Origin of the sequence: Pedobacter planticolens, assembly GCF_014172375.1 — a bacterium.
Taxonomy (GTDB): domain Bacteria; phylum Bacteroidota; class Bacteroidia; order Sphingobacteriales; family Sphingobacteriaceae; genus Pedobacter; species Pedobacter planticolens.
The window spans coordinates 855667-880203 of sequence record NZ_WNXD01000002.1 but is presented as its reverse complement, the minus strand read 5'-3'; the positions used below and the strand labels follow the sequence as shown (position 1 = coordinate 880203).

24 protein-coding genes and 1 pseudogene are annotated in these 24537 nt (G+C 34.6%); 7 read left to right on the top strand and 18 right to left on the bottom strand.

The features are described from left to right. Positions 1 to 3: 3 nt before the first annotated feature. From GM921_RS12560 to htpG, 8 genes are all read right to left on the bottom strand, one after another. Positions 4 to 1092 carry a metallophosphoesterase gene (locus GM921_RS12560; protein WP_182922983.1) on the bottom strand — a complete coding sequence of 363 codons (1089 nt, stop codon included), beginning with the start codon at positions 1090 to 1092 and terminating at the stop codon, positions 4 to 6. A 40-nt stretch (positions 1093 to 1132) separates the two neighbouring features. Next, positions 1133 to 1357: a hypothetical protein gene (locus GM921_RS12555; RefSeq protein ID WP_182922982.1), complete on the bottom strand. Its 225-nt coding sequence runs from the start codon at positions 1355 to 1357 to the stop codon at positions 1133 to 1135. 5 nt (positions 1358 to 1362) lie between these two features. Continuing rightward, positions 1363 to 1626 (bottom strand): hypothetical protein, encoded by a 264-nt coding sequence (locus tag GM921_RS12550; protein WP_182922981.1) that lies wholly within the window; start codon positions 1624 to 1626, stop codon positions 1363 to 1365. 79 nt (positions 1627 to 1705) lie between these two features. Beyond that, complete coding sequence (locus GM921_RS12545) at positions 1706 to 2311, bottom strand: TlpA family protein disulfide reductase (protein WP_235969830.1); 606 nt, start codon at positions 2309 to 2311, stop codon at positions 1706 to 1708. A 128-nt stretch (positions 2312 to 2439) separates the two neighbouring features. After that, positions 2440 to 3132 carry a DUF4397 domain-containing protein gene (locus tag GM921_RS12540; RefSeq protein ID WP_182922980.1) on the bottom strand — a complete coding sequence of 231 codons (693 nt, stop codon included), beginning with the start codon at positions 3130 to 3132 and terminating at the stop codon, positions 2440 to 2442. Positions 3133 to 3235: 103 nt separating this feature from the next. Further along, positions 3236 to 6031: a TonB-dependent receptor gene (locus tag GM921_RS12535; RefSeq protein ID WP_182922979.1), complete on the bottom strand. Its 2796-nt coding sequence runs from the start codon at positions 6029 to 6031 to the stop codon at positions 3236 to 3238. 172 nt (positions 6032 to 6203) lie between these two features. Beyond that, on the bottom strand, positions 6204 to 7409 hold the full coding sequence (locus GM921_RS12530) for a metallophosphoesterase (protein ID WP_182922978.1): 1206 nt from the start codon (positions 7407 to 7409) through the stop codon (positions 6204 to 6206). A gap of 102 nt (positions 7410 to 7511) precedes the next feature. Further along, a complete protein-coding gene (gene htpG, locus GM921_RS12525) occupies positions 7512 to 9398 on the bottom strand; it encodes a molecular chaperone HtpG (RefSeq protein ID WP_182922977.1) in 1887 nt (628 codons plus the stop codon). A gap of 256 nt (positions 9399 to 9654) precedes the next feature. Between htpG and GM921_RS12520 the strand changes: the two genes are divergently transcribed. Then, entirely contained in the window at positions 9655 to 10887 is a 1233-nt protein-coding gene (locus GM921_RS12520; protein ID WP_182922976.1) for a M16 family metallopeptidase, read from the top strand. A gap of 86 nt (positions 10888 to 10973) precedes the next feature. Further along, on the top strand, positions 10974 to 11531 hold the full coding sequence (def, locus tag GM921_RS12515; RefSeq protein WP_182922975.1) for a peptide deformylase: 558 nt from the start codon (positions 10974 to 10976) through the stop codon (positions 11529 to 11531). Between the two features lie 76 nt (positions 11532 to 11607). Here def and GM921_RS12510 read toward each other — a convergent pair whose 3' ends face one another. Genes GM921_RS12510 through GM921_RS12500 form a run of 3 tightly spaced genes read right to left on the bottom strand, consistent with a single transcriptional unit; the run spans position 11608 to position 13658 of the window. Further along, a complete protein-coding gene (locus tag GM921_RS12510; RefSeq protein ID WP_182922974.1) occupies positions 11608 to 12249 on the bottom strand; it encodes a peptidase associated/transthyretin-like domain-containing protein in 642 nt (213 codons plus the stop codon). Positions 12250 to 12301: 52 nt separating this feature from the next. Next, positions 12302 to 12547, bottom strand: coding sequence for a NifU family protein (locus tag GM921_RS12505; RefSeq protein WP_182922973.1), 246 nt, complete (start codon positions 12545 to 12547; stop codon positions 12302 to 12304). Between the two features lie 34 nt (positions 12548 to 12581). After that, positions 12582 to 13658, bottom strand: coding sequence for an Mrp/NBP35 family ATP-binding protein (locus GM921_RS12500; RefSeq protein ID WP_182922972.1), 1077 nt, complete (start codon positions 13656 to 13658; stop codon positions 12582 to 12584). Between the two features lie 120 nt (positions 13659 to 13778). Between GM921_RS12500 and GM921_RS12495 the strand changes: the two genes are divergently transcribed. The 3 genes from GM921_RS12495 (at position 13779) to GM921_RS12485 (ending at position 17227) form a co-directional block, all read left to right on the top strand. Continuing rightward, positions 13779 to 15929: a transglycosylase domain-containing protein gene (locus tag GM921_RS12495; RefSeq protein ID WP_182922971.1), complete on the top strand. Its 2151-nt coding sequence runs from the start codon at positions 13779 to 13781 to the stop codon at positions 15927 to 15929. 11 nt (positions 15930 to 15940) lie between these two features. Beyond that, positions 15941 to 16477 carry a hypoxanthine phosphoribosyltransferase gene (gene hpt / locus GM921_RS12490; RefSeq protein WP_182922970.1) on the top strand — a complete coding sequence of 179 codons (537 nt, stop codon included), beginning with the start codon at positions 15941 to 15943 and terminating at the stop codon, positions 16475 to 16477. A 90-nt stretch (positions 16478 to 16567) separates the two neighbouring features. Continuing rightward, a complete protein-coding gene (locus tag GM921_RS12485; protein ID WP_182922969.1) occupies positions 16568 to 17227 on the top strand; it encodes a phosphatidylserine decarboxylase family protein in 660 nt (219 codons plus the stop codon). A 96-nt stretch (positions 17228 to 17323) separates the two neighbouring features. Here GM921_RS12485 and GM921_RS12480 read toward each other — a convergent pair whose 3' ends face one another. The 7 genes and pseudogenes from GM921_RS12480 to GM921_RS12450 form a co-directional block, all read right to left on the bottom strand. Continuing rightward, positions 17324 to 18442, bottom strand: coding sequence for a mechanosensitive ion channel family protein (locus tag GM921_RS12480; protein ID WP_182922968.1), 1119 nt, complete (start codon positions 18440 to 18442; stop codon positions 17324 to 17326). A gap of 77 nt (positions 18443 to 18519) precedes the next feature. Continuing rightward, on the bottom strand, positions 18520 to 19746 hold the full coding sequence (locus GM921_RS12475) for a Glu/Leu/Phe/Val dehydrogenase dimerization domain-containing protein (protein WP_182922967.1): 1227 nt from the start codon (positions 19744 to 19746) through the stop codon (positions 18520 to 18522). Between the two features lie 95 nt (positions 19747 to 19841). Next, positions 19842 to 20189, bottom strand: coding sequence for a 50S ribosomal protein L19 (gene rplS / locus GM921_RS12470; RefSeq protein WP_055133060.1), 348 nt, complete (start codon positions 20187 to 20189; stop codon positions 19842 to 19844). 168 nt (positions 20190 to 20357) lie between these two features. Further along, positions 20358 to 21032 (bottom strand): tRNA (guanosine(37)-N1)-methyltransferase TrmD, encoded by a 675-nt coding sequence (gene trmD / locus GM921_RS12465; RefSeq protein ID WP_182922966.1) that lies wholly within the window; start codon positions 21030 to 21032, stop codon positions 20358 to 20360. 400 nt (positions 21033 to 21432) lie between these two features. Beyond that, positions 21433 to 22071: a hypothetical protein gene (locus tag GM921_RS12460; protein WP_182922965.1), complete on the bottom strand. Its 639-nt coding sequence runs from the start codon at positions 22069 to 22071 to the stop codon at positions 21433 to 21435. Positions 22072 to 22109: 38 nt separating this feature from the next. Next, positions 22110 to 22637: a ribosome maturation factor RimM gene (gene rimM, locus GM921_RS12455; RefSeq protein ID WP_182922964.1), complete on the bottom strand. Its 528-nt coding sequence runs from the start codon at positions 22635 to 22637 to the stop codon at positions 22110 to 22112. A gap of 264 nt (positions 22638 to 22901) precedes the next feature. Then, positions 22902 to 23432, bottom strand: a pseudogene (locus GM921_RS12450) (30S ribosomal protein S16); the annotation flags it as partial. Positions 23433 to 23581: 149 nt separating this feature from the next. On the opposite strand from GM921_RS12450, the gene GM921_RS12445 reads away from it, so the two are divergent. Both GM921_RS12445 and GM921_RS12440 read left to right on the top strand, forming a co-directional pair. After that, on the top strand, positions 23582 to 24100 hold the full coding sequence (locus GM921_RS12445) for a 5' nucleotidase, NT5C type (RefSeq protein WP_235969829.1): 519 nt from the start codon (positions 23582 to 23584) through the stop codon (positions 24098 to 24100). Positions 24101 to 24143: 43 nt separating this feature from the next. Further along, positions 24144 to 24467, top strand: coding sequence for a heavy metal-binding domain-containing protein (locus GM921_RS12440; RefSeq protein ID WP_182922962.1), 324 nt, complete (start codon positions 24144 to 24146; stop codon positions 24465 to 24467). Positions 24468 to 24537 lie beyond the last annotated feature (70 nt).

Here is a 24537-nt window from a genome sequence, read left to right as displayed (position 1 = left end):
CTATTAAATAGTATTTAGTAACCCAGCCAATTCTGTTTCTTCTAAAAGTATTCTAATGGGTTGATTTTCGTTTTTATACTCCCACTTTATTAGTCTGATTTTTCCATCAGCTATTTCTAATCCGGTAATATCTCCATCATTAAAACAGCAACAGCCGCTATTAAAATAATTAGAACGTAGGGCTTTAAATTCTGGAACTTCTGCGCCATTTATCTTTTCCTTAAACATTTGTTCGTGCAGTTTCTTCTGGGCTGCTTCGTCGTTTTGTTTAATGGCCTCGTTTAGCTTAATGTAAATACGTTCTAAATGCGTTAATGAATTGAAAACAGGTTGGTGCGTGTGTCCAGTTATTAATACCGCTTCTTGTGTAGAAGCCCATTGGTACATTAACTTGTTATGTGTTGATTTGAGTTGATTGTTAAATGCTGGGGTATTTGGATTAATGCGTAAATAGGCTTGAAACGGTGCCCAAACGTTGGACACAAACCATTTGCTAAACCAGTTTCCATCGCTCTGCATATCACCCTGATGGCCATGTGTTAGAAATAATTGTAAGGGTTTGTTGCTAATGATGGTTTGGAGCACTAATCCTTCGTAAACTTTAAGTTTTTGACCGTATATGCTTTCGAGTTGAAAACTTGCAAGGGGGTCATTATCCCAATACAAATCGTGGTTGCCAAATATTTTGATGAAGGCATTTCTTTGCAAAAAACATTTTTCGAGTTCGAAAGTCTTTTTATTATTCTTCTTTACGGCTTCGAGTGTGTTTTTCCAAAGTTCTTCGCTATCTCCTAAACTAACTAACTGATAGTTGTTTTGGTTGTAATAAGTTAAGGCTGCTAGGTAATTGTGCTCACAAAAACTAAAATCATCTGCATAATTACGTGCGCCTTTGTGTTGATCAGAGAAAATAATAAACTTATCGTCTGCATTAAAATTAATAAGCAGACCCTTTTTACCAGGTTGTTCGTTAATACTTTTAAAAAGTGTAGTTAATGCTTGGTGTATCCGTATGCTATTTGGTCGAGACGCATATTTGTTTGCCATCTTAACAACGAAACCACTAAATAGCTTTTGGAGCAATTTTCTCATCTCAACTAAAACAATTACGTTGGCTTATGTTTTAAAATACTTATGCTAAATGTTTAACTATTGCTTCGCCAATATCTTCTACCTCATCGTTTACTTCTACAATTGGCATATCGGTTTTATAATCAATTCGCATCCATTTTAAGTTTTTGTTGCGAACAATTTGTGTATACTCTGCTCCCCATTTAAAAATGGTGTAGGTATTGTTTTCTTCTGGAATAACTTCGTAAATAATGCCGTTTACTTTAACATAGAATGATTCGTCCATTATTCTTAATCTTCTAGATCATCATCCTCTTCTTCTTGCTCTGGATTTAGCAAATAAGCGGAGATAAGTTTGCCGATTTGATTCACTTCTTCGTCGTATTCAAAGACAGGGATTGCGGTTTCTTTATCAAACTTTATCCACTGTTCGGCATCGTCTTTTTGAATTTGAGCGTATTCTTTTCCGTCTTTAAATACTATATAAATATCATTTCCTTCTGGGAAAATGGCGTAATTGATATCGCCTATTTCTAAATCAAATGGTTGTTGCATGTTTTTTTGTTAATGGCTAATGGTAGATGGTTGATAGACATGTTGGCTATAAACTATGAACCATTAACTGTGGGCTAAATTAATTTTTTAACTCTTTTAGTTGATTAATAAATGTAATAAATTTTGGGCTTGAATAGTTGGCTGCTCCTTCTCCGTTAAAAGAAACTCTACCCTTTTTATCGAATACGATTGTGGTTGGCAATGATCCTTTAAATATGCTTTCGGGTAAATTACTTGCGAAGTTATACACTGGTAGTTTGTATTTCTTTCTATCCATGTAGGCTTGTGCTTTAGGAAAATCACTGTCGGCATCAACTAATAAAAAGACAACTTCTGGATCGTTTTTATATTGCTCGTATAGTTTATTAACGGATGGTATTTCTGCTAAGCATGGCGGGCACCAGGTTGCCCAAAAGTTGAGGAAAATTACTTTGCCTTGTAAATCGGCAAGGCTAACGATTTCGCCTTTGGCAGTTTTAAATTTTATAGCAGCTAAATCGGTAGTAGTAGTTGAAGTTTTGCTAGTAAGACTGGGTTTGAATAAACCTATTTCCATTAAGCCTTGTAGCATTAATGCTTTGGCAGATGGGACAAATAAAACAAGTAACAGCAGGGCGATGAATATGCTGTTGAAGATATTTTTTCTTGTTAATTTTTGTTTAAAACTTGTCATTCTATTTGCCATAAATAATAAATAGGTAGCTCCTGTTTATTTAATGCAAAAATACAGCTTTATTCTATTTAATGGCTTTTTTGAAATCTGTTCTATGTAAAAAAAAGAGCCATCTTTTACAAGATGGCTCTATGGAAAAGCTATTTGTGTGTGAAAATAGCGGCTCCGAATTTGGTATCATCGGCAGTTGCCTTTAACCCTTTTGCATAAATGGTATAAATTTTTCCTTCTTCTATTTTAACATCTGTAAGTGCAGTTTCGATTGCACTTGTGGTATTGTTTTTAATATTAAAGGTTACTTTTTCTGCAGCATCAATAGTTTCGAAAGTAGAGTATTCTTTAAATGCTTTGTTGGTAAAAAGGTCGGTAGGTTTACCTTCAATTGCTAAACTTAATGCTTCTGCATCTGGACTTAGGTTTACAAATCTAATTCTTGCTTTACCTGCGGCTGGTTTGGTCAAATCGTCTTTTAATAAAAGAAACTTGATGTTTTCTAATTTATCAATTACAAAAAGTGAATAACCAAATTGCGGCTCGAGTGTAAGTTGCTCTGTTTTTAAGCTTGTATTAGTTCCTGCTTTTGCAACATCAAACTTTCTACTACCAGAATACGCATTCAGGTAATCAACTTTGCTTCCAAAAGAAAACTCAGCTATTGTTGCTTGAGCATTATCTACATAAACATTTAATTTTTCTGTAGTTGGCGATGCGTGAATTATGCTTAATCCAGAGATTTCTGCTGGTGTGTAATCGCTATTTTTTGAGCAAGAAAGTAATCCTAACGAAAGAGTAAGCGCAGCGATGATGGCTTTAAAAGGCATTGATATTTTCATAATTAAATTTTAAAGTGTACAAATAATTTAGGTTAATGGCCATTAACTTTTAATCTATACGAGAAAGGTGTGGCAAACGCTACAGTAAAGGCTGGATTAATTATTAATCGGCATCTACTCGGAATACTTTACCGCCAAACCTAGAGATATTATAGGTTATGCCAAACGTAAAAACTCGGGTAATTTGGTTAGTGCGACTATCTATAATTGAGTTTCCAGAAACGTAACGGGCTAAGTTATTTCCTTGATTTAGTAAGTCGTTAGCGTTGATGTTTAAGCTTAAAGATTGGTCTTTAAAAAATGCTTTACTCAAGTTTGCATTCAGTAAAAAAGGATTTGTGTTTGCCAACGAATACCCAGCATTAATTTGTTTAGAAGCACTAAACCCAACAAAGTATGATTTTTTTACGGTTGCCCTTGATGAAAGCGATAGGTTTAGATTTTTAACATTTCTATTGCTTTGGTTATTGAAGGTTGCATCGCTATTGGTAACGCTGTAGTTAATATTTGTGTTAACGTTAAGTTTTTTTAATCGTAAGGAGCCGTTTAAATCTGCTCGGTAATTGTGCGTTCTAAAAAAAGTGGCGCCGCTAACTTGACCTAAATTAAAAAGAGCAATATCATTAATTGAGTTGAGGTTTATATTATTGTTAGAGTTGAAACTATAGTTTGTGCTTGCCGTGATATTAATTTGTTTAAGATTTAGTGTTCCTCGCAGCTGCTGAGAAAAGTTTATTCCTTTATTAAATCGCTTAATACTATTAATAAATGTTGCTTTATTTGAAAGACCAATGTTGCCACTATATGAAATGGAATACTTGTTTTTTTTGATGGGAATATTTAGTGTGTAATTATTTCCTACGTTATATGTTCCGTTTGTGTTTTCAAATCGTGTTTCTTGTTTTAAGCTATTTAAAGTATCTGGAAGCAAAATAACATTATTAACAATCTCGTTTTGTGTGGTAGAAAAGTTTAATCCGGTTTGTACCGAAACCCCTGATTTGATATGCACATAATTAAAACTAGAAGAGATGTTATGGTTAAAGGATGGTTTTAAATTGGGATTTCCAACTACAACATTTTGTAAGTTTTGGGCGTTTTTTACTGGCTGTAATTGATAAAGTGATGGAGCATTATTGCTCCCCGAATAATTAACAGAAATCGTTTTTCCTTTAGTTATTGTTCTACTTAGGTTTATGTTTGGCGAGTAATTTATATGATTATTATTTACTTTTTGATGGAGATTTAGGTAATTACTACTCATTAAGGATGGTCTTGTGTTAAACCCAAAATTATAGCGCATTTTTTTGTTGCTGTAATTATAGTTTATCCCTAAAGATTGATTAATGAGCATGGAGGTGTACTGCGTACTTAATGAATCGATGAAGCGAGGTTGATTGGTTAAATTATCGAACACTATAGTAGATACATCATTGCGACTTCGCATTACCGAAGCTGTGTAACTAAAATTTAAGGCTTGTCGAGCTAAACTATCTTTCAGTTTTTTTAAGCCGAGGCTGTAATTAATTCCGATGTTAACATTCTGGCCATTGCTTTCGCTAATTAGGTTTCTGCTTAATAGCGAATCTTTCTCTAAAACCTGTGTATCCTTATCGTAATACAGCGTATTTGTACTTATGTTTTGATCTGAATTAGTTGAGCTTGTTGAAAAACCTAGGTTTGCAGAAAGGCTATTCCTTTTATTTTTTAAGATTTTAGAAAAACTAACATTCGCATTTACTCTTGGCGATTTATTGCTTGATTCACTATTGTTGTTTCTGTCTTGCTTAATAATGCCTAATTGATTGTTAAAAGATGAGTTTAAGTTGTTACCTGCGTTATACGATACTCCGAACGAGCCATTTAAGTAGATTTTTTTATTGTTAAAACTAAAGTCTGAACCTAAATTTTGATTGCTATTTTTATTCTCTCCACTACTTTTTGTGTTCGTATAAAATGTACCTAACGGATTTAAGGTTTCTACCGCTTGCTCTGTTTTAAAAGCCGAATTATTTCGCCCAATATTATAGCTAAGCCCTAAACTTCCGTATTTCCCTAGTTTATCTCGATGGTTGGCTGACAACCTCATGTTTTCACTTTCGCCGGCGCCATTGTTTGATGTGGTATAGTTTAAACCTCCACTACTTTGCTTGGTATCTCGCCATAAATTCATGTTTGCATTACCGCCAAGCTGATCGTTAGTTCCGCCAGTTATACCTCCATTACCAAATTGCCCTTTGTTCATGCCAGGTTTGGTTACAATGTTTAGCATTTTAGTGGGTTCGCCAATTTTTATTCCTGTAAAGTTTGCTTCATCACCAAAATCATCTATAATTTGAATTTTAGCTACAATTGCTGCTGGAAGTTTGGCGATAAAATCTTTTACATTATTGGTGAAAAAGTCTTTTCCGTTTATACGAAGTTTCACCATTTCTTTGCCCATGGTTTTAACATTGTATTCATCGTCAATTTCCAAACCAGGAAACTGCTTTAACAAATCGGCAACGTTATCTCCCTCAAAAACTTGATATGCTTCGGCATTATATTCTACCGTATCTTGCATTACTCGTATCGGATTTGGCTTCCCTTTAATCAAGACTTCTTTAAGCATATTGCCCGAAAACCTTAATTCGAGTCCTTTAATTTCCATTTCTCGTTCTTTACCAAAAGAATAGCTTTTGCTAAACTCTTGATAGCCTGTAATGGTAATTTTTAAAGAAAATTGATCTGCTTTAATTCTCGAAAAGTTGAAATAACCATCAACATCTGTAGAAGTGCGCAATGTATCTTTACCCGCAATTAGTAAAACATTGGCATCACTTATGGCGGTTTTGCTTGTATCGGTAACCAAGCCATTCACTCGCTTGTGATTTTGCGCAAACAAAGTTGATGAGCACATAAACGCCAGCAAAAACAAAAGAAGGAAATAGCGTTTTTTCAAAAGACTGGGATGATTATCTATACAAACTTAATTTTTAGTTTTTTACAATGTATACTTTTTACAAAATTTAACTAAATCTTTAAGTTAGATTAGAAAAATGCCCGTTTTCCATAAGGAAATTCTGAAAGATTTATTTTCTTTTCAGTTCGATAACAGTAATTTCTGGCCAAATACCAACTCTGCCCGAAAAACCAATAAAGCCGAACCCTCTATTTACATTTAAAATTCTTCCGTTTTCTTCTTTAATGCCTGCCCAATGTTTGTAGCGTAAACTTACAGGGCTCCATTTAATGCCAAAAAGCTCGATGCCAAATTGCATTCCGTGTGTATGGCCACTTAAGGTTAAATGTATTTTTGAAGGATTATTTTTTACTTGTGCTTCCCAATGGGATGGATCGTGAGAAAGCAAAACTTTAAATTCATCTGTTTTTGTGTTGATTAATGCTTTTTGCAAATCGCCACGTTCGCCAAAGCCTAAACCCCAATTTTCTATTCCAGCTAAGATGATTTTTTCTCCCTCTTTTTCTAGTTCTACATGTTCATCTAACAATAAACGGAAGCCTAATTCTTGATGGTATTTTTTGAGTTGCTGTAAATTCCCCTTTTTAATTAAGTCGTTTTCCCATTTCACATAATCGCCATAATCGTGGTTTCCTAAAATAGAAAACTGACCGTATTTGGCTTTGATTTGAGAGAAATGACCAATGTAAGGTTTAATTTCTTCGGCTTTGTTGTTCACTAAATCGCCTGTAAAAACAAATAAATCGCTATGTTGCTTCTTAATTAAATCGATGCCTTTTTGTACTTCATTGGGGTTGGTAAAACTACCTGCGTGTACATCGGATATTTGAGTAATAGTAAATCCATCAAATGCTTTTGGCAAATCATCAAAATATAACGTATGCTTAATAACACGATACGCGTATTTGCCCCAAAGCATCCCGTATAGGAAAGCAAAAAACAGGAATAGAAATAAGGCTAAACCAATTTCTACAGCAACTATCGCTCTTGGCGGAAATATAAAATGATGAAAACCTGCATTAATTAAACGATAACTATCATTTAGTAAAAGCACAACAACAAACAGCAATTCGCTAGCAAAAAACATAATGAAAGCATGTACCGCAAGCATAAAAAACTGATCCGGTTCACGGCTTTGCAATCGAATTACTGCTGTAATCATTAATACCACAATTACTGCTACCACCAACCAAAAGATTGGTTGAACATATGTTTGTGGCGCTAAAACTTGTAATCCGCCTAATGCGTAAGCATTTAACAGCAAGAAGAAAATAGTAAAAATGGCTACTGGTACCAGTGAAAGTCTTCTTTTCATTTCATATAAATAAACCGTCATTGCGAGGTACGAAGCAATCTTACAACTTAAACTATTTGCTTTAGGATTGCTTCGTACCTCGCAATGACGGCGATATGTGTCTTATATCAACTCTACACTTCTACTAACAAAAGCCGTTAATTCTGCGCCCGTTAACATTCCTTGTGATAGTAATGCTAAATCAACTGCTTGTTTTGCAAATTTACTTTGTTCTTCTTCGTTTGTTGAAGCTAAAATTTTACTTACCAATTTGTGGTTCCCATTGATAGCAACTTTATAGCTATCTGGCATATTACCATAAAAACTCATTCCGCCACCCATTTTAGCCATGTCTTTCATGCGTCGCATAAATTCATCCATAGTTACCGTAACTGGAGAATCATCTGGATTTAAACCAACAACCTCAACGTTGAAATTTGGTTTTGCAATTGCTTTTTCGAAAATCGCTTTAACGCTCGTCGACTGCTCTTCACTTAAAACAGATTCTAAAACTTCGTCTTTTTCAATCAGTTGATTTGCAACGCTAGCGTCTACACGTTTTAATTGTGTTTTCTCTAATTTTTGTTCTAAACTGCTCACAAAGTGATTATCAATTGGAGAGTTCATGATCAAAACATCGTATCCTTTTTTCTCAGCCGACTGGATAAATCCATCTTGTTTTTCTGGATCTGTTGTATATAAATAAACTACCGTTCCATTTTTATCAGTTTGAACTGGAGCTACTTTCTCTTTGTATTCTTCGAAAGTAAAGTTCTCGCCTTTGGTGTTAGTTAGCAAAGCGAAATCTTTTCCTTTATCATAGAATTTCTCTTCGCTAATCATTCCGTATTTAACGAATAAACCAATGTTGCTCCATTTTTCTTCGTACGCTTTACGGTCTTTGTTAAATAGTTCGCCTAATTTATCAGCTACTTTTTTAGTAATGTAACTGTTGATTTTCTTCACATTGCTATCTGCTTGTAAGAAACTTCTCGAAACATTTAATGGAATATCTGGTGAATCAATCACACCATGTAATAACATTAAAAATTCTGGAACGATGTCTTTTACTTCATCCGTAATAAATACCTGGCGACTGAATAATTTGATTTTGTTACGTTGCATATCAAAATCATCTTTCACTTTCGGGAAGTATAAAACTCCTGTTAAGTTGAAAGGATAATCTACATTTAGGTGAATCCAGAATAATGGATCTTCAGAAAACGGATACAACTGTTTGTAGAAATCTAAATAATCTGCATCTGACAAATCTGCAGGTGCTTTCGTCCAAATTGGATTAGTGGTATTGATGATATTATCAACCTCAACCGATTTATATTTTGGTTTATCTTCTGCATCAACACCGTCTTCTTCTTGTTCAGTTTTAGTCCCAAACTTTATTGGAACGGGTAAGAATTTAGCGTATTTATCTAAGATTTCTTGCAATTTGCTTTCGCTTAAAAACTCCTCAGATTCTGTATTGACATGTAAAATAATGCTCGTACCACGAGTTGTTCTATCGCCATCAGAAATTTCGAATTCTGTACTACCATCGCAAGTCCATTTTGCTGGTGTAGCGCCTTCCTGATAAGATAAAGTTTGAATTTCTACTAAATCTGAAACCATAAATGCTGAGTAGAAACCTAAACCGAATTTACCAATGATTTCGTTCGCATCTTTAGCATCCTTAAATTTTTCTACAAACTCGCTAGCGCCAGAGAAAGCAACTTGATTAATGTATTTTTTGATTTCCTCTGCAGTCATGCCCAAACCGTTATCGCTAATTGTTATGGTTTTTGCTGCTACATCTAAACTTACTTCTACTAATGGTTCACCAACTTCGCCATTATATTGACTAAGTGCTGCTAAACGTTTTATTTTTTGAACCGCATCAACTGCGTTAGAAACTAATTCCCTTAAAAAGATTTCATTATCCGAATACAGGAATTTCTTGATGATTGGAAAAATGTTTTCTGTGTGTATGGAAATACTTCCTTTTTCTGTTGTCATATTTGTTTTATAATTTTTTGATTATACCTATGCTTATCAATGGCTGTTCCAAAATGCTTTATAGGTCAAAATGACAGGGTTAGGGTTATTTCTATAGCTTGTCGTCCTTCCCGTGAAAACGGGAACCACGAAGTGCTCAGCGCAGCTAATCGTAAAGCGTTAAAAATCCTGCTATCGCATTACGATACCCCAGTCAAGCTGGGCATGACGATCGCCCTACAACTATCCCAGCTAAAACCCTTATCTTTACCGCTTAATGGAATATAACGTTCACACTTTACACAATGGCATTCGGTTGTTGCATGTGCCATCTGCATCGGCAATTTCTCATGCTTGTATTATTATCAATAGTGGTTCTAGAGATGAGGATGAAGAGCAAATGGGTTTGGCTCATTTTATTGAACATTTAATTTTTAAACGCACAGAAAAACGAAATACCAATCAGATTTTAACCCGATTAGAAAGCATTGGCGCAGATTTGAATGCATATACCACCAAAGAATATACGTGTGTTCATGCTTCGTTTTTAAATCCATATTTAGATAGAACTTTAGAACTTTTTAATGATATTGTTTTCCATTCTGTGTTTCCAGAAGATGAAATGGAGAAAGAAAAAGGAGTTATTTTAGATGAAATTACTTCTTATTTAGATCAACCCGAAGAAGCGATAAATGATGATTTTGAAGACCAACTTTTTGCCGGGCATCCCTTTGGGAGAAATATTTTAGGCACCCCTGAAACAGTAAATGCGTTAACTAGAAAAGACATTTTAAAGTTTATCAAGGATAATTACAGAACAGATGAAATAGTAGTTGCTGTGATTGGAAATTACTCGCTAAATAAGTTCATTAAGATTGGTTCGACACATTTTGAATCTGTTCCGACAAATTTATCAGATAAAAAAAGAAGTGTGCCAATACCTAATAAAGCACAAAATATCGTTGTAAACAAACAGATTTCACAAGCACACGTCATGATGGGTACACAAGCCTATTCGTTACATCATCCGTACAAAGCAGGTTTATTATTGCTCAACAACATGCTTGGTGGAACAGGAATGAGCTCGATTTTAAATTTACAGTTGAGAGAGAAATACGGCATTGCTTACACCATCGAATCTAATTATAGTCCGCTGAGCGATACGGGAATCTTTGCTTTATATTTTGGTACAGATAAAGAAAAACTAGATAAAGCATTTAGCTTAATTTCGAAAGAATTCAAAAAAATAAAGGATAATCCTTTAACAGAAATTCAATTGCAAAAGGCTAAAAATAAGTTTATCGGGCAAATTGCTTTAGGCGAAGAAAACCGAATTGGATTAATCATTTCGATGGCAAAAAGCCTAATTGATTACAATAAAATTGATGATTTAGAAACTGTATTTAATAAAATTAGAGCGGTTAGTACAACTGATATGGCAACTATTTCTAATGAGATTTTAGATGAAAGTAAGTTGAGTTCATTAACGTTTTATCCAATGGAAAATTAGATTTTTGTTCTTTTTATCCTGTCATATCTATTTCCCATTCACTATTTCCTATTTCCCATTTATACATTATTTCGTATTTTTGCACCATGAAGTTACCAATTGTAGCCTACGGCGATCCTGTTTTAAAGAAAGTTTGTGTTGATATTGATGAAACATATCCTGATTTACAACAACTGATAAAAAACATGTTCGAAACCATGTATAATGCTAGTGGCGTTGGCTTAGCTGCCCCTCAAGTTGGTTTGCCAATTCGTTTATTTATTGTAGATACCAAAGGTGATGAAGACGAAGCGGCTTATGTGAAAGTTTTCATCAATGCTCAAATTTTAGAAGAAACTGGCGAACCTTGGGCTTTTAACGAAGGCTGTTTAAGTATTCCAGAAGTGAGAGAAGATGTGATGCGTAAACCAAACATCCTAATTAAATATTACGATGAAAATTGGAAACTTCACGAAGAAAAAGTAACTGGATTTCCTGCTCGTGTAATTCAACATGAATATGATCATATTGAAGGTAAGCTCTTTACCGACAAATTGAGTTTGTTGCGCAAACAATTGCTAAAAGGAAAATTAGATGCAATTGCAAAAGGTAATGTGCAAACGGATTATAAAATGCGTTTCCCAAAAGGGAATAAGAAAAGATAATTTGAATTGACAATTTTAGATTTACGATTTACGTCAATCAAGATCAATCGTAACTCATCAATTTAAAATCTAAAATCTATTGATCTTCGCTACGCAATTTATCTCCACTAAAGATAGTCTGCATTAATTTGCCCCAAGCAAAAGGATTCAGTAACGGATTTGTTTGACGCATATTTACGTTCATCATTCTATCGAAATTATAACGGTAATTCCCGTTGCTAATTTCCTGTCCATCTCTAGGCAAAGTAGCAATCATTCCTCTTAATGCTTTTGGCGATACATTTCTTTTCGCAATAGCCATATCGTCATCCGCTACTTTCATAGATAGAAAGTCTTTGTTAAATTCTTCAACCGTGGCCCAAGGATTAACTCTAACTGCTCGCAAATAAACAACCTCAGATTTTAATTTAATCATTGCAGTATATTTATGTTCTGCAATTTCGGTTGGTAATATCAATGTTTTGCTTGTAAAGCCAACCGCCGAAAACACTACTGTATCGCCCGGGTGGGCAATAAAAGAATAATAACCTTGGTAATTAGCCGCATATTTTTGCTCTTTAACCGATAGATTGGTTATAGTTACATACGGCACAACCACATTGCTGTCAACATCGGTAATAATTCCCGAAAGCTGCACCAATTTATTGCTTTTGGCATCGCTTTGCGCAAAAACCGTGGCAACAAACAATAGCAATATGATGGTTAAGCTATATTTCATTTCACAAAAATAGATGTAAATGCTTAATTGACTAGTTAAATTGTGTTAAAATCTAATCTTGCTCAGCTAAATCTACGGCAACAACACCTGTAATTTCAGGTACTGCTTTCATAATAGCTTGCTCAATTCCTGCTTTCATGGTCATGAAACTCATTTTGCAAGAACCGCAATTACCCAATAATCTCAATTTAACAACATGCTCTGGCGTTATCTCTTCAATGGCAACATTTCCTCCATCAGCTATTAAATAAGGCCTGATAGTTTCTAATGCTTGCTCCACTTGTTCTGTTAAACTCATCTTATATTTTTTAAAGTATAAAAATAGTAAATTTTTAGCAATTTGCTGTCTGAATGTTATTTATAGAAATCTGTTGCGCCATTTTACCAGCAATTTCTCCAAATGCTGCAGCTAACGGATTTTCTTTATCCATTGAAACAGGTTGCCCATTATCTCCAGCAGCAGTAATACTTTGCACCAAAGGAATTTCTCCCAAAAAAGGCACTTTATATTGTTCTGCTAGCTCTTTTCCTCCGTCCTTACCAAAAATATAATATTTGTTATCTGGCAATTCTGCTGGTGTAAAATACGACATGTTTTCTATTACGCCCAAAACTGGGATATTAATTCCTGGCATTTTAAACATGGCTAATCCTTTTCTTGTATCGGCCAATGCCACTTGTTGCGGAGTAGTTACAATTACAGCTCCAGCAATTGGAAAACTTTGAGAAATGGTAATGTGAATATCTCCAGTTCCCGGCGGAAGATCTACAATTAAATAATCCAATTCTCCCCAGTCCGCATCGTTAAACAACTGTTTGATAGCGTTTGAAGCCATTGGTCCACGCCAAGGCACAGGTTGATCTGGATCTGCAAAAAACCCTAATGAAAGTAATTTAATGCCATATTTCTCAATTGGTAAAATCAAGGTTTTTCCATCTTCTGTTTCTCTAGCGCTCGGTTTTGCACCAACTAAACCAAACATAATGGGTACAGATGGCCCATAAATATCTGCGTCTATTAGCCCAACTTTTGCACCATCTGCAGCTAGAGTTACTGCCAAATTGCTCGCAACAGTCGACTTCCCAACCCCACCTTTACCAGATGAAACTAAAATAATATTCTTAATCGCTTTTAGCTGCGTAGTATCTAACGGCTTGGTAACTTTTGATGTGATATTAATGTTGATTATCGCATCTGCCGCTACAAAATGTTTAATTGCATTTGTACAGGCATTCTTCAACATGTCTTTCATCGGGCATGCCGGCGTAGTTAACTCTAACGTAAATCCAATCGTTTTATCTTCAATTTTAACATCCTTAATCATGTGTAGTGTCACCAAATCTTTCTTCAAATCTGGATCTTCTACATTACGTAAAGCGGCTAAAACCTGTTCCTCGGTAATTATCATTCCTCAAAATTAACAAAACATAGGCATAAAAAATTTTCTATCGCCCTTTTTGTTGTAATTTTAACACGAAATAAACATTTGCGCTAAGCGTTTGTTTAACAATAATTTCTACTTTAGTTTATGCATCTACCAAAAATTAAAATCCCTAAAAAATATTTAAAGATTGGTGCCTGGGTTTTAGGCGTTTTTTTACTCGTTTTTATTTCGCTTGGAGCAATTGCTTATAACAAACGTGAGGCTTTGCTAAAAAAAATGATGGCAAAAGCTATCGCAAAGGCGGATAAAGATTATGGCTTGGAAATTAAAATCGGCTCTGCTGGTTTTACTGGACTAAGTTCTGTAAACATGAAAAACATTTCGGTAGTGCCAAAAGATCGCGATACGTTATCAACAATTAATGATATCACCATTGGGGTGAAAATATTTCCATTGCTGTTTGGTAATGTGAAATTATCAGAAATTAACCTTAACCAAGGAAAACTGAATATCGTTTTAAGAGATTCTTTAACCAATTTGGATTTCATCCTGAAAAGAAAAAAGAAAGATAGCACAACTACAACAAATAAAGTTGCATTGAGCGATTTAGCTAGCAATTTACTGAATGAAGTTTTTTATAAAATTCCTGATGATATGGAAGTTAAGAACTTTTTGATGCAACTGAATGATAACGATACGGCATCTGTTAAGTTTTTAACCACTAGCGCAACTATTGATAATGGCGAATTGAAATCTAACATTTTGGTGAATGATACCGCAGCAACTTGGCATGTAAACGGCAAACTTCGCCCTAGCAGCAAAAAATTAAATTTAATGCTTTTTGCTGATGGAAAGAAAGTAGAATTGCCTTATTTAGAGCGAAAACTACATACAAAAGTAAGCTTTGATACCGTAACAACCGAAATGAAAGATGCAGATTATAGTGGCGATGATTATAAAATTTCTGGTTCTTGGTCGATTAAAAATTTGTTGATTAATCAGAAAAGGATTTCGTCGGCAGATGTTATTGTTCCCGATGCAAAAGTTGATGCGGATATGCTAATTGGCGAAAATTACATCTGTTTGGATAGTACATCAACGGTTTTCTTAAAAAATGCTTCAATTCATCCATACTTGAAATATACGTTGTCTCCTAACAAAATTTATGAGATGAAACTAAATGCAGAAGAGCAAGATGCGCAAGCTATTTTCGATTCTTTTCCATTAGGATTATTCGAATCGTTGGAGGGCATACAGGTAAAAGGCAAGCTGAAATATAACCTTAATTTTTATTTAGATTCCTCGATTCCTGATAGTGTAAAATTCAATTCTACTTTAACTCCGACAGATTTTAAAATTGTAAAATGGGGCAAAACAGATTTGCAAAAAATCAACTCTACTTTCGTTTACACACCTTACGAATATGGCAAACCAATGCGAAATATTACCATTGGACCATCTAATCCTAATTTTACGCGTTTAGATGATATTTCCTCGAACTTTAAAAATGCTTTGTTGACTTCAGAAGACCCATCTTTCTTTAGACACAAAGGTTTTGTAGAAGAATCCATTCGAAAATCTATCGCTGTAAATTTTAAAGAAAAGCGTTTTAAACGTGGCGGAAGTACCATTTCTATGCAATTGGTTAAAAATGTTTTCTTAAGTCGACAAAAAACTTTAGCTCGCAAAGCGGAAGAAATATTAATTGTATGGTTAATTGAAAACAACAAATTAATTAGCAAACAACGCATGCTAGAAGTCTATTTCAACATTATAGAAATGGGACAAAATGTATACGGAATTGGTGAAGCCGCTCGTCATTATTTTGGTAAAACACCTGCCGAATTAACTACTGGAGAAGGTATTTTCTTAGCTAATATTGTTCCTAAACCTAAAGTAGCGCTGTATAAATTTATGAGTGATGGTAGCCTAAAAGGATATTTATTGCCGTATTTCAATTTTATTGGAAACACCATGGCCAGACGAGGTTTAACACCTGCCGACACCAGTGGCTATGGATTTTATAATGTGCGTTTACGCGAAGGATTGAGGCAATATTTATTGCCAGATTCGGTAGTGATAGACACCAACAAAATTGAAGGTGAAGAGGATGATATGATGCCTCCGGGCGGAATGCAAGATAAATCTAAAAACCTTTTTGATCGTTTATTTGGTTCTCCAAAAAAAGACACTTTAATAAAAACCCCAGTTAAAGTTGATACCGTAAAAACCAAAAAACAATTGCGTCAAGAAAGAAGAGAACAAAGGCGGAAAGAGAATGAAAATGGCGGGTAAATTAAACAGAAATGAATAAAATTCAGGTACACGATAAAGACTTTGAAATTTTGTTGGAAAACGACACGATTAATAAGCGCATTCGCTTAATTGGTATTCAGTTGAATGTTGATTATGAAAATAGATGCCCTGTTTTTATTGGTGTTTTAAATGGTAGTTTCCTATTTATGGCCGATTTACTTAAAGAAATAGATATTGCTTGTGAAGTTGGTTTTATTCAAGTAGCTTCTTACAAGGGCACTGAAAGTACAGGCAGCATAAAAGAAACTTTTGGATTGCCAACCAACTTGAAGGATAGAGATGTAGTTTTGGTAGAAGATATTGTGGATACGGGTTTCACCTTAAAATATATTCTAGAGAAAGTACACGAACAAAAACCTGCATCGGTAACAGTTTGTAGCTTATTATTTAAACCAAAAGCGTTAAAAGAACCCATTGAAGAACTAACTTATGTGGGTTTTGAAATCCCTAATGAATTTGTAGTTGGTTACGGTTTAGATTATAATGGCTTGGGCCGAAACTTAAAAGATATTTATAGAGCAATATAAATTGACGATTTTAGATTGACGAATTACGTTTAGCAATCATCAATCTATCAGTTTTTTTTCCGATTTTTGCCTCACTAAAAATAAAAAACAATGACTATACATAAAGAAGGTTACACCACCATTGCGCTTACCGTTTTATTTATCATGGTGCTTAATGCTTTTGTAGATTATAAATTTGCAGATTTAGCTTGGTTACGCTGGTTTGTTTACATCTTATCTTTTGCTCTTTTTGTTATCGTTTTACAATTTTTTAGAAACCCGACTAGAACTTTTACTTCGGGAGAAAACTTGGTGATTTGCCCCGCAGATGGTAAAGTTGTCGTAATTGAAGAGACTGAAGAAGGCGAATATTTTAAAGATAAACGCTTACAAGTTTCTATTTTTATGTCGCCAATTAATGTACACATTAACAGAAATCCTATTTCTGGTGTTGTTAAATTTTTTAAATATCATCCTGGCAAATATTTAGCCGCTTGGAATCCAAAATCTAGTACAGAAAACGAACGCACAACCACTGTCGTTGAACATAAAAATGGTACTCCAGTATTATTTAGACAAATTGCAGGTGCTTTAGCTCGCAGAATTGTTTGGTATATTAAAGAAGGTGATCAAGTTGTACAAACTGAGCAATTTGGGTTTATTAAATTTGGTTCAAGAGTAGATATTTTCTTACCTATCGGGACTAAAGTAAACTTACAATTAGACGAAGTTGTTAAAGGGGGAATTACCGTTTTAGCAGAGCTGAGCTAATCTGCTTATCATTAATTTGAACTTAAACATTAAGGAATTAAGAAACGAAACACTTAATTTTCCTTAACTTCTTAATGTTAAAAAGCAAAAAACTCTTTATTTTGAAACCGTTCTTTGTGTTGGGTAAGCGAAATCAGAGTTGTATTTGTGAACTAGCTCGATAATTTTAAAGTTGACTTCTTCTTTAATCTTAAGATAAGTATTAAACTCTGGGTTTTCTACCAGATATAAAACTTGAAGATTTAAAGCCGAATCTGCGAAGCTATCAAAAGTTGCTACGCCATCAGTAGTATCAGGGTTTTGCGCTAAAAACTGATTAATCTCTTCGATAATCTTTTTTATCATATCCGCCTCGGTTTCGTAAATGATGCCAATATTAAATTTAACTCTGCGGAAATTTCTTCGAGTCATGTTTTCTAAAACACCATCTATCATTGCCCTATTGGGAATAATTAGTGTTGTTTTATCCGTACTACGTAAAACCGTGCTTCTAAATCCAACTTTTTCAATCGTTCCTTCAACTCCATCAACTTTTACCAAATCACCTACCGTAAAAGGCTTATCAATAAAAATGGTAAATGAAGCGATTAAGTTTTCTAATGTTTCCTTTGCTGCTAATGCTATCGCGATACCGCCAATACCCAAGCCTGTAATTAAGCTCAATGCATTTACTTCAAATACATAGCCTAACAACACGAAGAAGCCAATAAAATAGATGACGAATTTAAAAAGCTCTTTTAAAAATGGCACCAATTGATCATCTGCTTTGTTATCAGATTTTATGGCTTTGTACATAAATACATGTGCCACAAAATCGATGATTCGCAGAATTATCCAGAAGAATGACAGGATAATTAGGAATAAAAATATTTTATCTAAAAGCTCACCCAGCGTAAAGGCTTGTACTACTTTTACTTTATCAATCAGTTTATGGTAATGGAAAACCTCTACTTCAAGCGGGTACTTTAATTGATTTATCGCTAAATATAAAGAGGTTAAGGTGATGAAAAATTCAAATGGTTTTAAAAGCAGAGCGATGAATGTATCTATTTTTACTTCATCAGCAAATTTTTTGAACAGTTTAAATAAGAGTTGACTTAAAAATCGGGAAACAATTCGTTTAAATAATAGCCCGAGCAAAAGTATACCGCCAAACATGCAGTATGCCTGTATGGTGTTGCCCCAAAATACCTGTTCAAAAAATTGATTATCCATTCATCTATTTATTTTATTGTTTTTAATTGTTAGATGGAGCCCTTGATGATTAAAATAATTATTTTAATCCTGTCGGGTTATACCAATTGTTTCAATGCAATTTCAAATGCTGTACTTGATAAATTTGTTCTTTTGTTAGCTTTCGTATAAACCGCTTGCAAAGCATTGCCAATTACGGTTGATGCATCAGAAAAAATAGCATCGTCGCTCATTTCAACATTACGTTGCATTAAATAGGCGAAAACTCTAGCCATACCACAATTTGCAATAAAATCTGGAATTACCGCTACATGATTATCTGCGTGCTCCATAATGCTTCCAAAAAATATCTCTTTATCTGCAAAAGGTACATTAGCGCCACAAGCAATTACTTCCAAGCCGCTTTTAATCATTTTATCCACTTCTTCTTGCTGAACCAATCTTGAAGATGCGGCTGGCACAAAAATTTCAGCACCTACATTCCAAATTTTTTCACTCGCTTCTGCAAAAGGAATTAAATTATCAGCAACTAAGGTATTATTTGCTCTAGTATTAAACAATGTTTTCACTTCTTGTTCGGTAAATCCCTCTGGTTTAATTAACCCACCAACTCGATCAATAATTCCTACAATTTTAACGCCATGTTGAGCTAAATAATATCCTGCCGCAGCAGCAACATTACCCCAACCTTGTATAATTGCTTTTTTACCTGCTAATTCTCCGCCCCAAATGTTATAATAGTGTCTAATCGATTCTGATACGCCGTAACCAGTAATCATATCGGCTACTTTATATTTTCTTTTGATATCTGGCGTGTAATCTAAATCTTCTAATACTTTCGAAACACCATACCGTAGCTGACCAATTTGATGAATACGTTCGTTTTCTCTAGCTTGATAGTGACCGCTAATTACACCTTCTTGCGGGTGCCACAAGCCGTAGCTTTCTGTAATTGGAATAACTTCATGTATTTCGTCTATATTCAAATCTCCGCCAGTACCGTAATAGCTTTTTAATAACGGCATAACCGCCTTATACCAACGTTCTAAAACTTCTTTTTTACGTGGATCAGCAGGATCGAAATTAATACCAGATTTTGCACCTCCAATTGGCGGACCAGAAACAGTAAATTTAACTTCCATTGTTTTAGCTAACGATTCTACCTCACGTTTATCTAAGCCTTTGCGCATGCGTGTACCACCACCAGCGGCACCACCTCGTAACGAATTGATCACTACCCAGCCTTCAGCTTCAGATTCCTTATCTTTCCATTCAAAAACAATTTCTGGCTGTTTCTCTTCGTACTTTTTTAAAAGTTGTTTCATTTCGTTCATTTCAATTCTATTTGGTGCGGCAAAGATATAAACAAAAAAACCTCCACGAAACTAATCGTGAAGGTTATATATCTTATTAAAGAATATTATTTTCTTAAAGACTTGATACGAGCAGCTTTACCAGTTAATTCACGTAAATAGAACAATTTAGCTCTACGCACTTTACCGTGACTGTTAACTTCTACTTTATCAATATTTGGAGAATTAATTGGGAAGATACGCTCTACTCCAACACCATTACTCATTTTACGAACAGTAAACGTTTCGTTTGCACCAGCACTGTTACGTTGAATAACAACACCTTGATAAATTTGAATACGTTCTTTATTACCTTCGCGAATTTTATAGTGAACACTCACTGTATCTCCTGATTTGAAAGAAGGAAACTCATTTTTTGCAATTACTTGCTCTTCTACAAATTTTACTAAATCCATGATTTTAAGCTATTAAGCCGATTTTTTTCTGTTTAAAATCGGACTGCAATATTAGGAAAATTATTTTAAAAATAAAAGTGATGCGCAAAATAAATTTATTTTCTAACAAATTAAGTTTTTTCCACACTTACGCTTTGTGTTTAAAAATGAAAATTGTTAACTTAAAACTTATTTTAATAAATCTGGCCTGCGCTCTTGTGTGCGCTTAACCGCTTCTTCGTGGCGCCAGTCGTTTATTTTTGCCTCGTGCCCACTCAACAATACATCAGGAACTTTATGTCCTCTCCAGTCGGCTGGGCGGGTGTACAAAGGGGCATCAAGTAAATCTCCCTGAAAACTATCAGATAAAGCAGAAGTTTCATCGTTCAAAACTCCTGGAATAAGTCTGATTACTGCATCAACCAAAACCGCAGCTGGTAATTCTCCACCAGATAAAACATAATCTCCAATAGAAATTTCTCGAGTTACATAAATATCACGTATGCGTTGGTCTATACCTTTATAATGTCCGCATAAAATGATGATATTTTTTTTTGTCGAAAGCTGATTTGCAATAGTTTGATTCAGTGTCTCTCCATCTGGACTCATGAAAATGATCTCATCATATTCACGTTCAGTTTGCAGTTGCTCTATACAAGCGGCAAAAGGCGGAACAGCCATGATCATTCCGCTTCCTCCACCATAAGGATAGTCATCAACACTTTTTTGTTTATTTGTGGCGTAATCTCTTAAATTGTGCACCACAATTTCGGCAATTCCTTTTTTTTGCGCTCGCTGTAAAATAGAGTGCGCAAAAGGACTTGTCAATAAATCTGGCAAAACGGAAATGATATCGAAACGCATAGTGCAAATATAAAGTTTTTCCCAAAGGGATACCTATGGTAGAGATGATATCGCATTTTGAAATAGTAAGGAGTTAAGAATACCTCAATGAGCTTGAGAAAAACTTACTTTCTTAATTCATTAATGTTAAATATTAGTCTTCTTCTTCCAATTGAAAATTTTCTTCAACTAGCACCTCAAAGAACAATGGAAGACTGGCTTTTGATATCTTACTATCTACATAATTAACAGGGGCTAAATAGGGATTAAACAGGGACCTAACAGGGGGTTTACAGGGACAAATCCCTATGTTATCCCTGTAAACTCCCTGCTAAGTTCGGGTGAAGTATCAGTTAGTAAAGCATGAAATATTAACTATACCGAACTAGGATGGTTGCATAGTTAAAAGGTTAAACTTTTATTAAATTGTCCACTGATCGTGGATAATGGCAACCAAAAAATATTGTCCATCTTCCTTTTCGAAGACCAAACGAAGACTTGTCCAATCCATTCCTTGATTTTTTTGATCAAATCCACTAAAATAATAATCTATAAAATGATGATTTGGATAAATGGTTTTGAGATTGTTTAGCGAATTGCCTTGTTTCATAATTTCATCATACCCAACTGCTTCTGCATTTAGATAATCGGCGTTATAAGCAAACTTTTTAAGATAAGCTGGAACTGTTAATTTAATTGGATCACCTGTACCATCTAAACTTCCCCATGTAAGCAGCCATTTTTTATGAATAGATTCTAAAAAATCCTCTGGAGTGAGTTTTTTAGATTTGGCCGTATCAATAAAGCCATAGGGTGAAAATCGAACACCTTCATTTGAAAAGTATTTACTAAGTTCTTTAAAGTTATTTTCCTTAAGAAAAATTAAAATCTGTCTTCCTGTTGCTTTGATAGAGTCTTGCTGTGATAAACCGTCATCTTTTGGCAAATCTTCTTTTATGGTATCTGCAACTTTAGCAGGAGTTTCTTCTTTATTTTCTTTCTGATTATTACAGGAACAGATTGAGAAAAGCAGTAAGACAAACAGCGTTAAATGTTTCATTTAGATTTAACGAAATAGCCTATCTATTGTTTCAATTTTTATGAATTAAGATAAAGATCTAGTAATCCTTCTGGCAAATCTACCAGTAATGTTTTTTCATCTTCATCAATTTCTACAATCATATCTTCATTTAAAGGAAATAAAATTTCTTTTTCTTTATAAAGTAGTGTAGCTACAAATTGTTGTGGGTATTCATTCACCTCTATAATTTCGCCAAGTTCTCCATGTGTTTCATCAGACACCATAAACCCTTTTAGATCATTGTATGTAAAATCATCTTCGCCACGTTCTGGCATTTTATTCAATGGCATATAGATTTTTTTCTTCACCAAAGGTTGAGCTTTATCGATATGGTCTATATCATCAAAATAAAAAAGACCTGTTTGGTTAGGATATAATTTATGCGATGCCACAAAAAAAGGAACCATTTTACCATTCATGTCAGCAAAAAGCACATCCAAATCTAAATCTTCATATGCATCAAATTCGAAATATAGTTGAACCTCGCCTTTTAAACCTTTGGTTTTAGTAATGTAACCGATATAAAATGATTCTTCTTTAGTCATGTTCTTTTTGTTTAAAAACTTAAAATAGATTCTTCGCTTTGCTCTGAATGACAAAGATGGGATTTAGAGGTTAAAAAAATAGCGTCCCGAAACTCGGAACGCTATAAATAAGTTAAAACAAATCTATGATTATGCTTCTTCTTTTGTTTCTTCAGCTGATGCCTCAGTAGCAGGAGTTTCTTCAACAACCGGAGCTTCTTCAGCAACCGGAGCCTCTTCAGCTACAGCAGCAGTTTCTTCAACAGCTGGAGTTTCCGCTACCACTTCTTCAGTTGCAACTTCAGCAGCAGGAGCTTCTTCAGCAACTACTTCCTCTTCTTCAACAACCTCTTCTACTGGCGCATTTTTCAATGCAATTGCAGCAGCACGGTCAGCATTTTTCTTAGCTTCAGCAGCTAAAGCAGCTTTCTTAGCTTCACCTTTGCTTGTGCTTAAGCCTTCGATTTTTCCTTCAATCTGACCACCTTTAGCTTCTAACCAAGCTGCAAATTTTGCATCTGCTTGTTCAGTTGTTAAAGCGCCTTTTTTAACACCACCTTCTAAGTGTTTTTTGTATAAAACACCTTTGTAAGAAAGGATAGCACGAGCGGTATCCGTAGGTTGCGCACCTTTGTTTACCCAGTCTAAAGTTTTTTCGAAGTTAATTTCAATGGTTGCTGGATTGGTGTTAGGGTTATAAGAACCTAAACGCTCAATAAATTTACCATCTCTTGGAGAGCGAGAATCTGCTACTACCACGTGGAAAAAAGGTTTCCCTTTTTTACCGAATCTTTGCAATCTGATTTTAGTTGCCATTTTTCTTTAAGTTTATGTATTCAACATAGTTCCCGGAGCTTCGTGCTTGCGGGGATGCAAAAGTAAGTAAAATACTAATAACTAGCAAGGTGCAATAATTTTAAATTCAAATAACATAACTCTAATCCAAATTTAGGATATTTGAAAGCATGAGAATAGCAATAGATATGGACGAAGTCCTAGCCGATCCAATTTTTAAATTTATAGAACTTTATAACAGAGATTACGGAATTTCATTAGACCTTAAATTAGATCCTGGGAATGAGATTTATCACCATGTGCCAGAACATATTAACAACAAATGGTTTGATTATATAAACGAAAAGGGGTTTTTCAGACATTTGCCGGTTATAGATGGCGGTGTTGAAGCAGTAAAGAAACTACAAGAAAAATACGAGGTTTACATCGTGTCTGCGGCAATGGAATTCCCTAATTCGCTAGAAGATAAACGTCATTGGCTTGCTGACCATTTTCCGTTCATTAGCTGGAAAAACATCATTTTTTGTGGTGATAAAATTGTAAATACAGACATAATGATCGATGATAGAGCGAGGAATTTTGTCGGTTTTAAAGGGCGTCCGTTATTATTCTCTTCTCCACATAATTTGTTGCTTACAGATTACGAACGTGTTGATACCTGGCAACAAGTATTAGACAAATTGTTGTAACAATTTTGTAAAACAAACATCGAATTATAAAAACCTAAATAAGATGTTAATTACAACCACAAATACTATTGAAGGCAAGAAAATTGTGAAATACATTGGTCTTGTAACTGGCGAAACCATTATTGGCGCCAATATTTTTAAAGATCTTTTTGCGGGTATCCGCGATATTGTTGGCGGACGTTCGGGTTCATACGAGCAAGTGCTACGTGAAGGTAAAAACACTGCGGTAAGTGAAATGCAACAATATGCTGCTGCAATGGGTGCTAATGCGATTATTGGAGTAGATTTAGATTATGAAACTGTTGGTAGCGGAGGTAGCATGTTAATGGTTACCGCTAGCGGAACTGCAGTTATACTTGAAGACTAAGTGTCAATGGTCCATTAGTCATTAGTTCATTTTTACGCTAAACCAATGAACTAGTGAGCCAATGAACGAT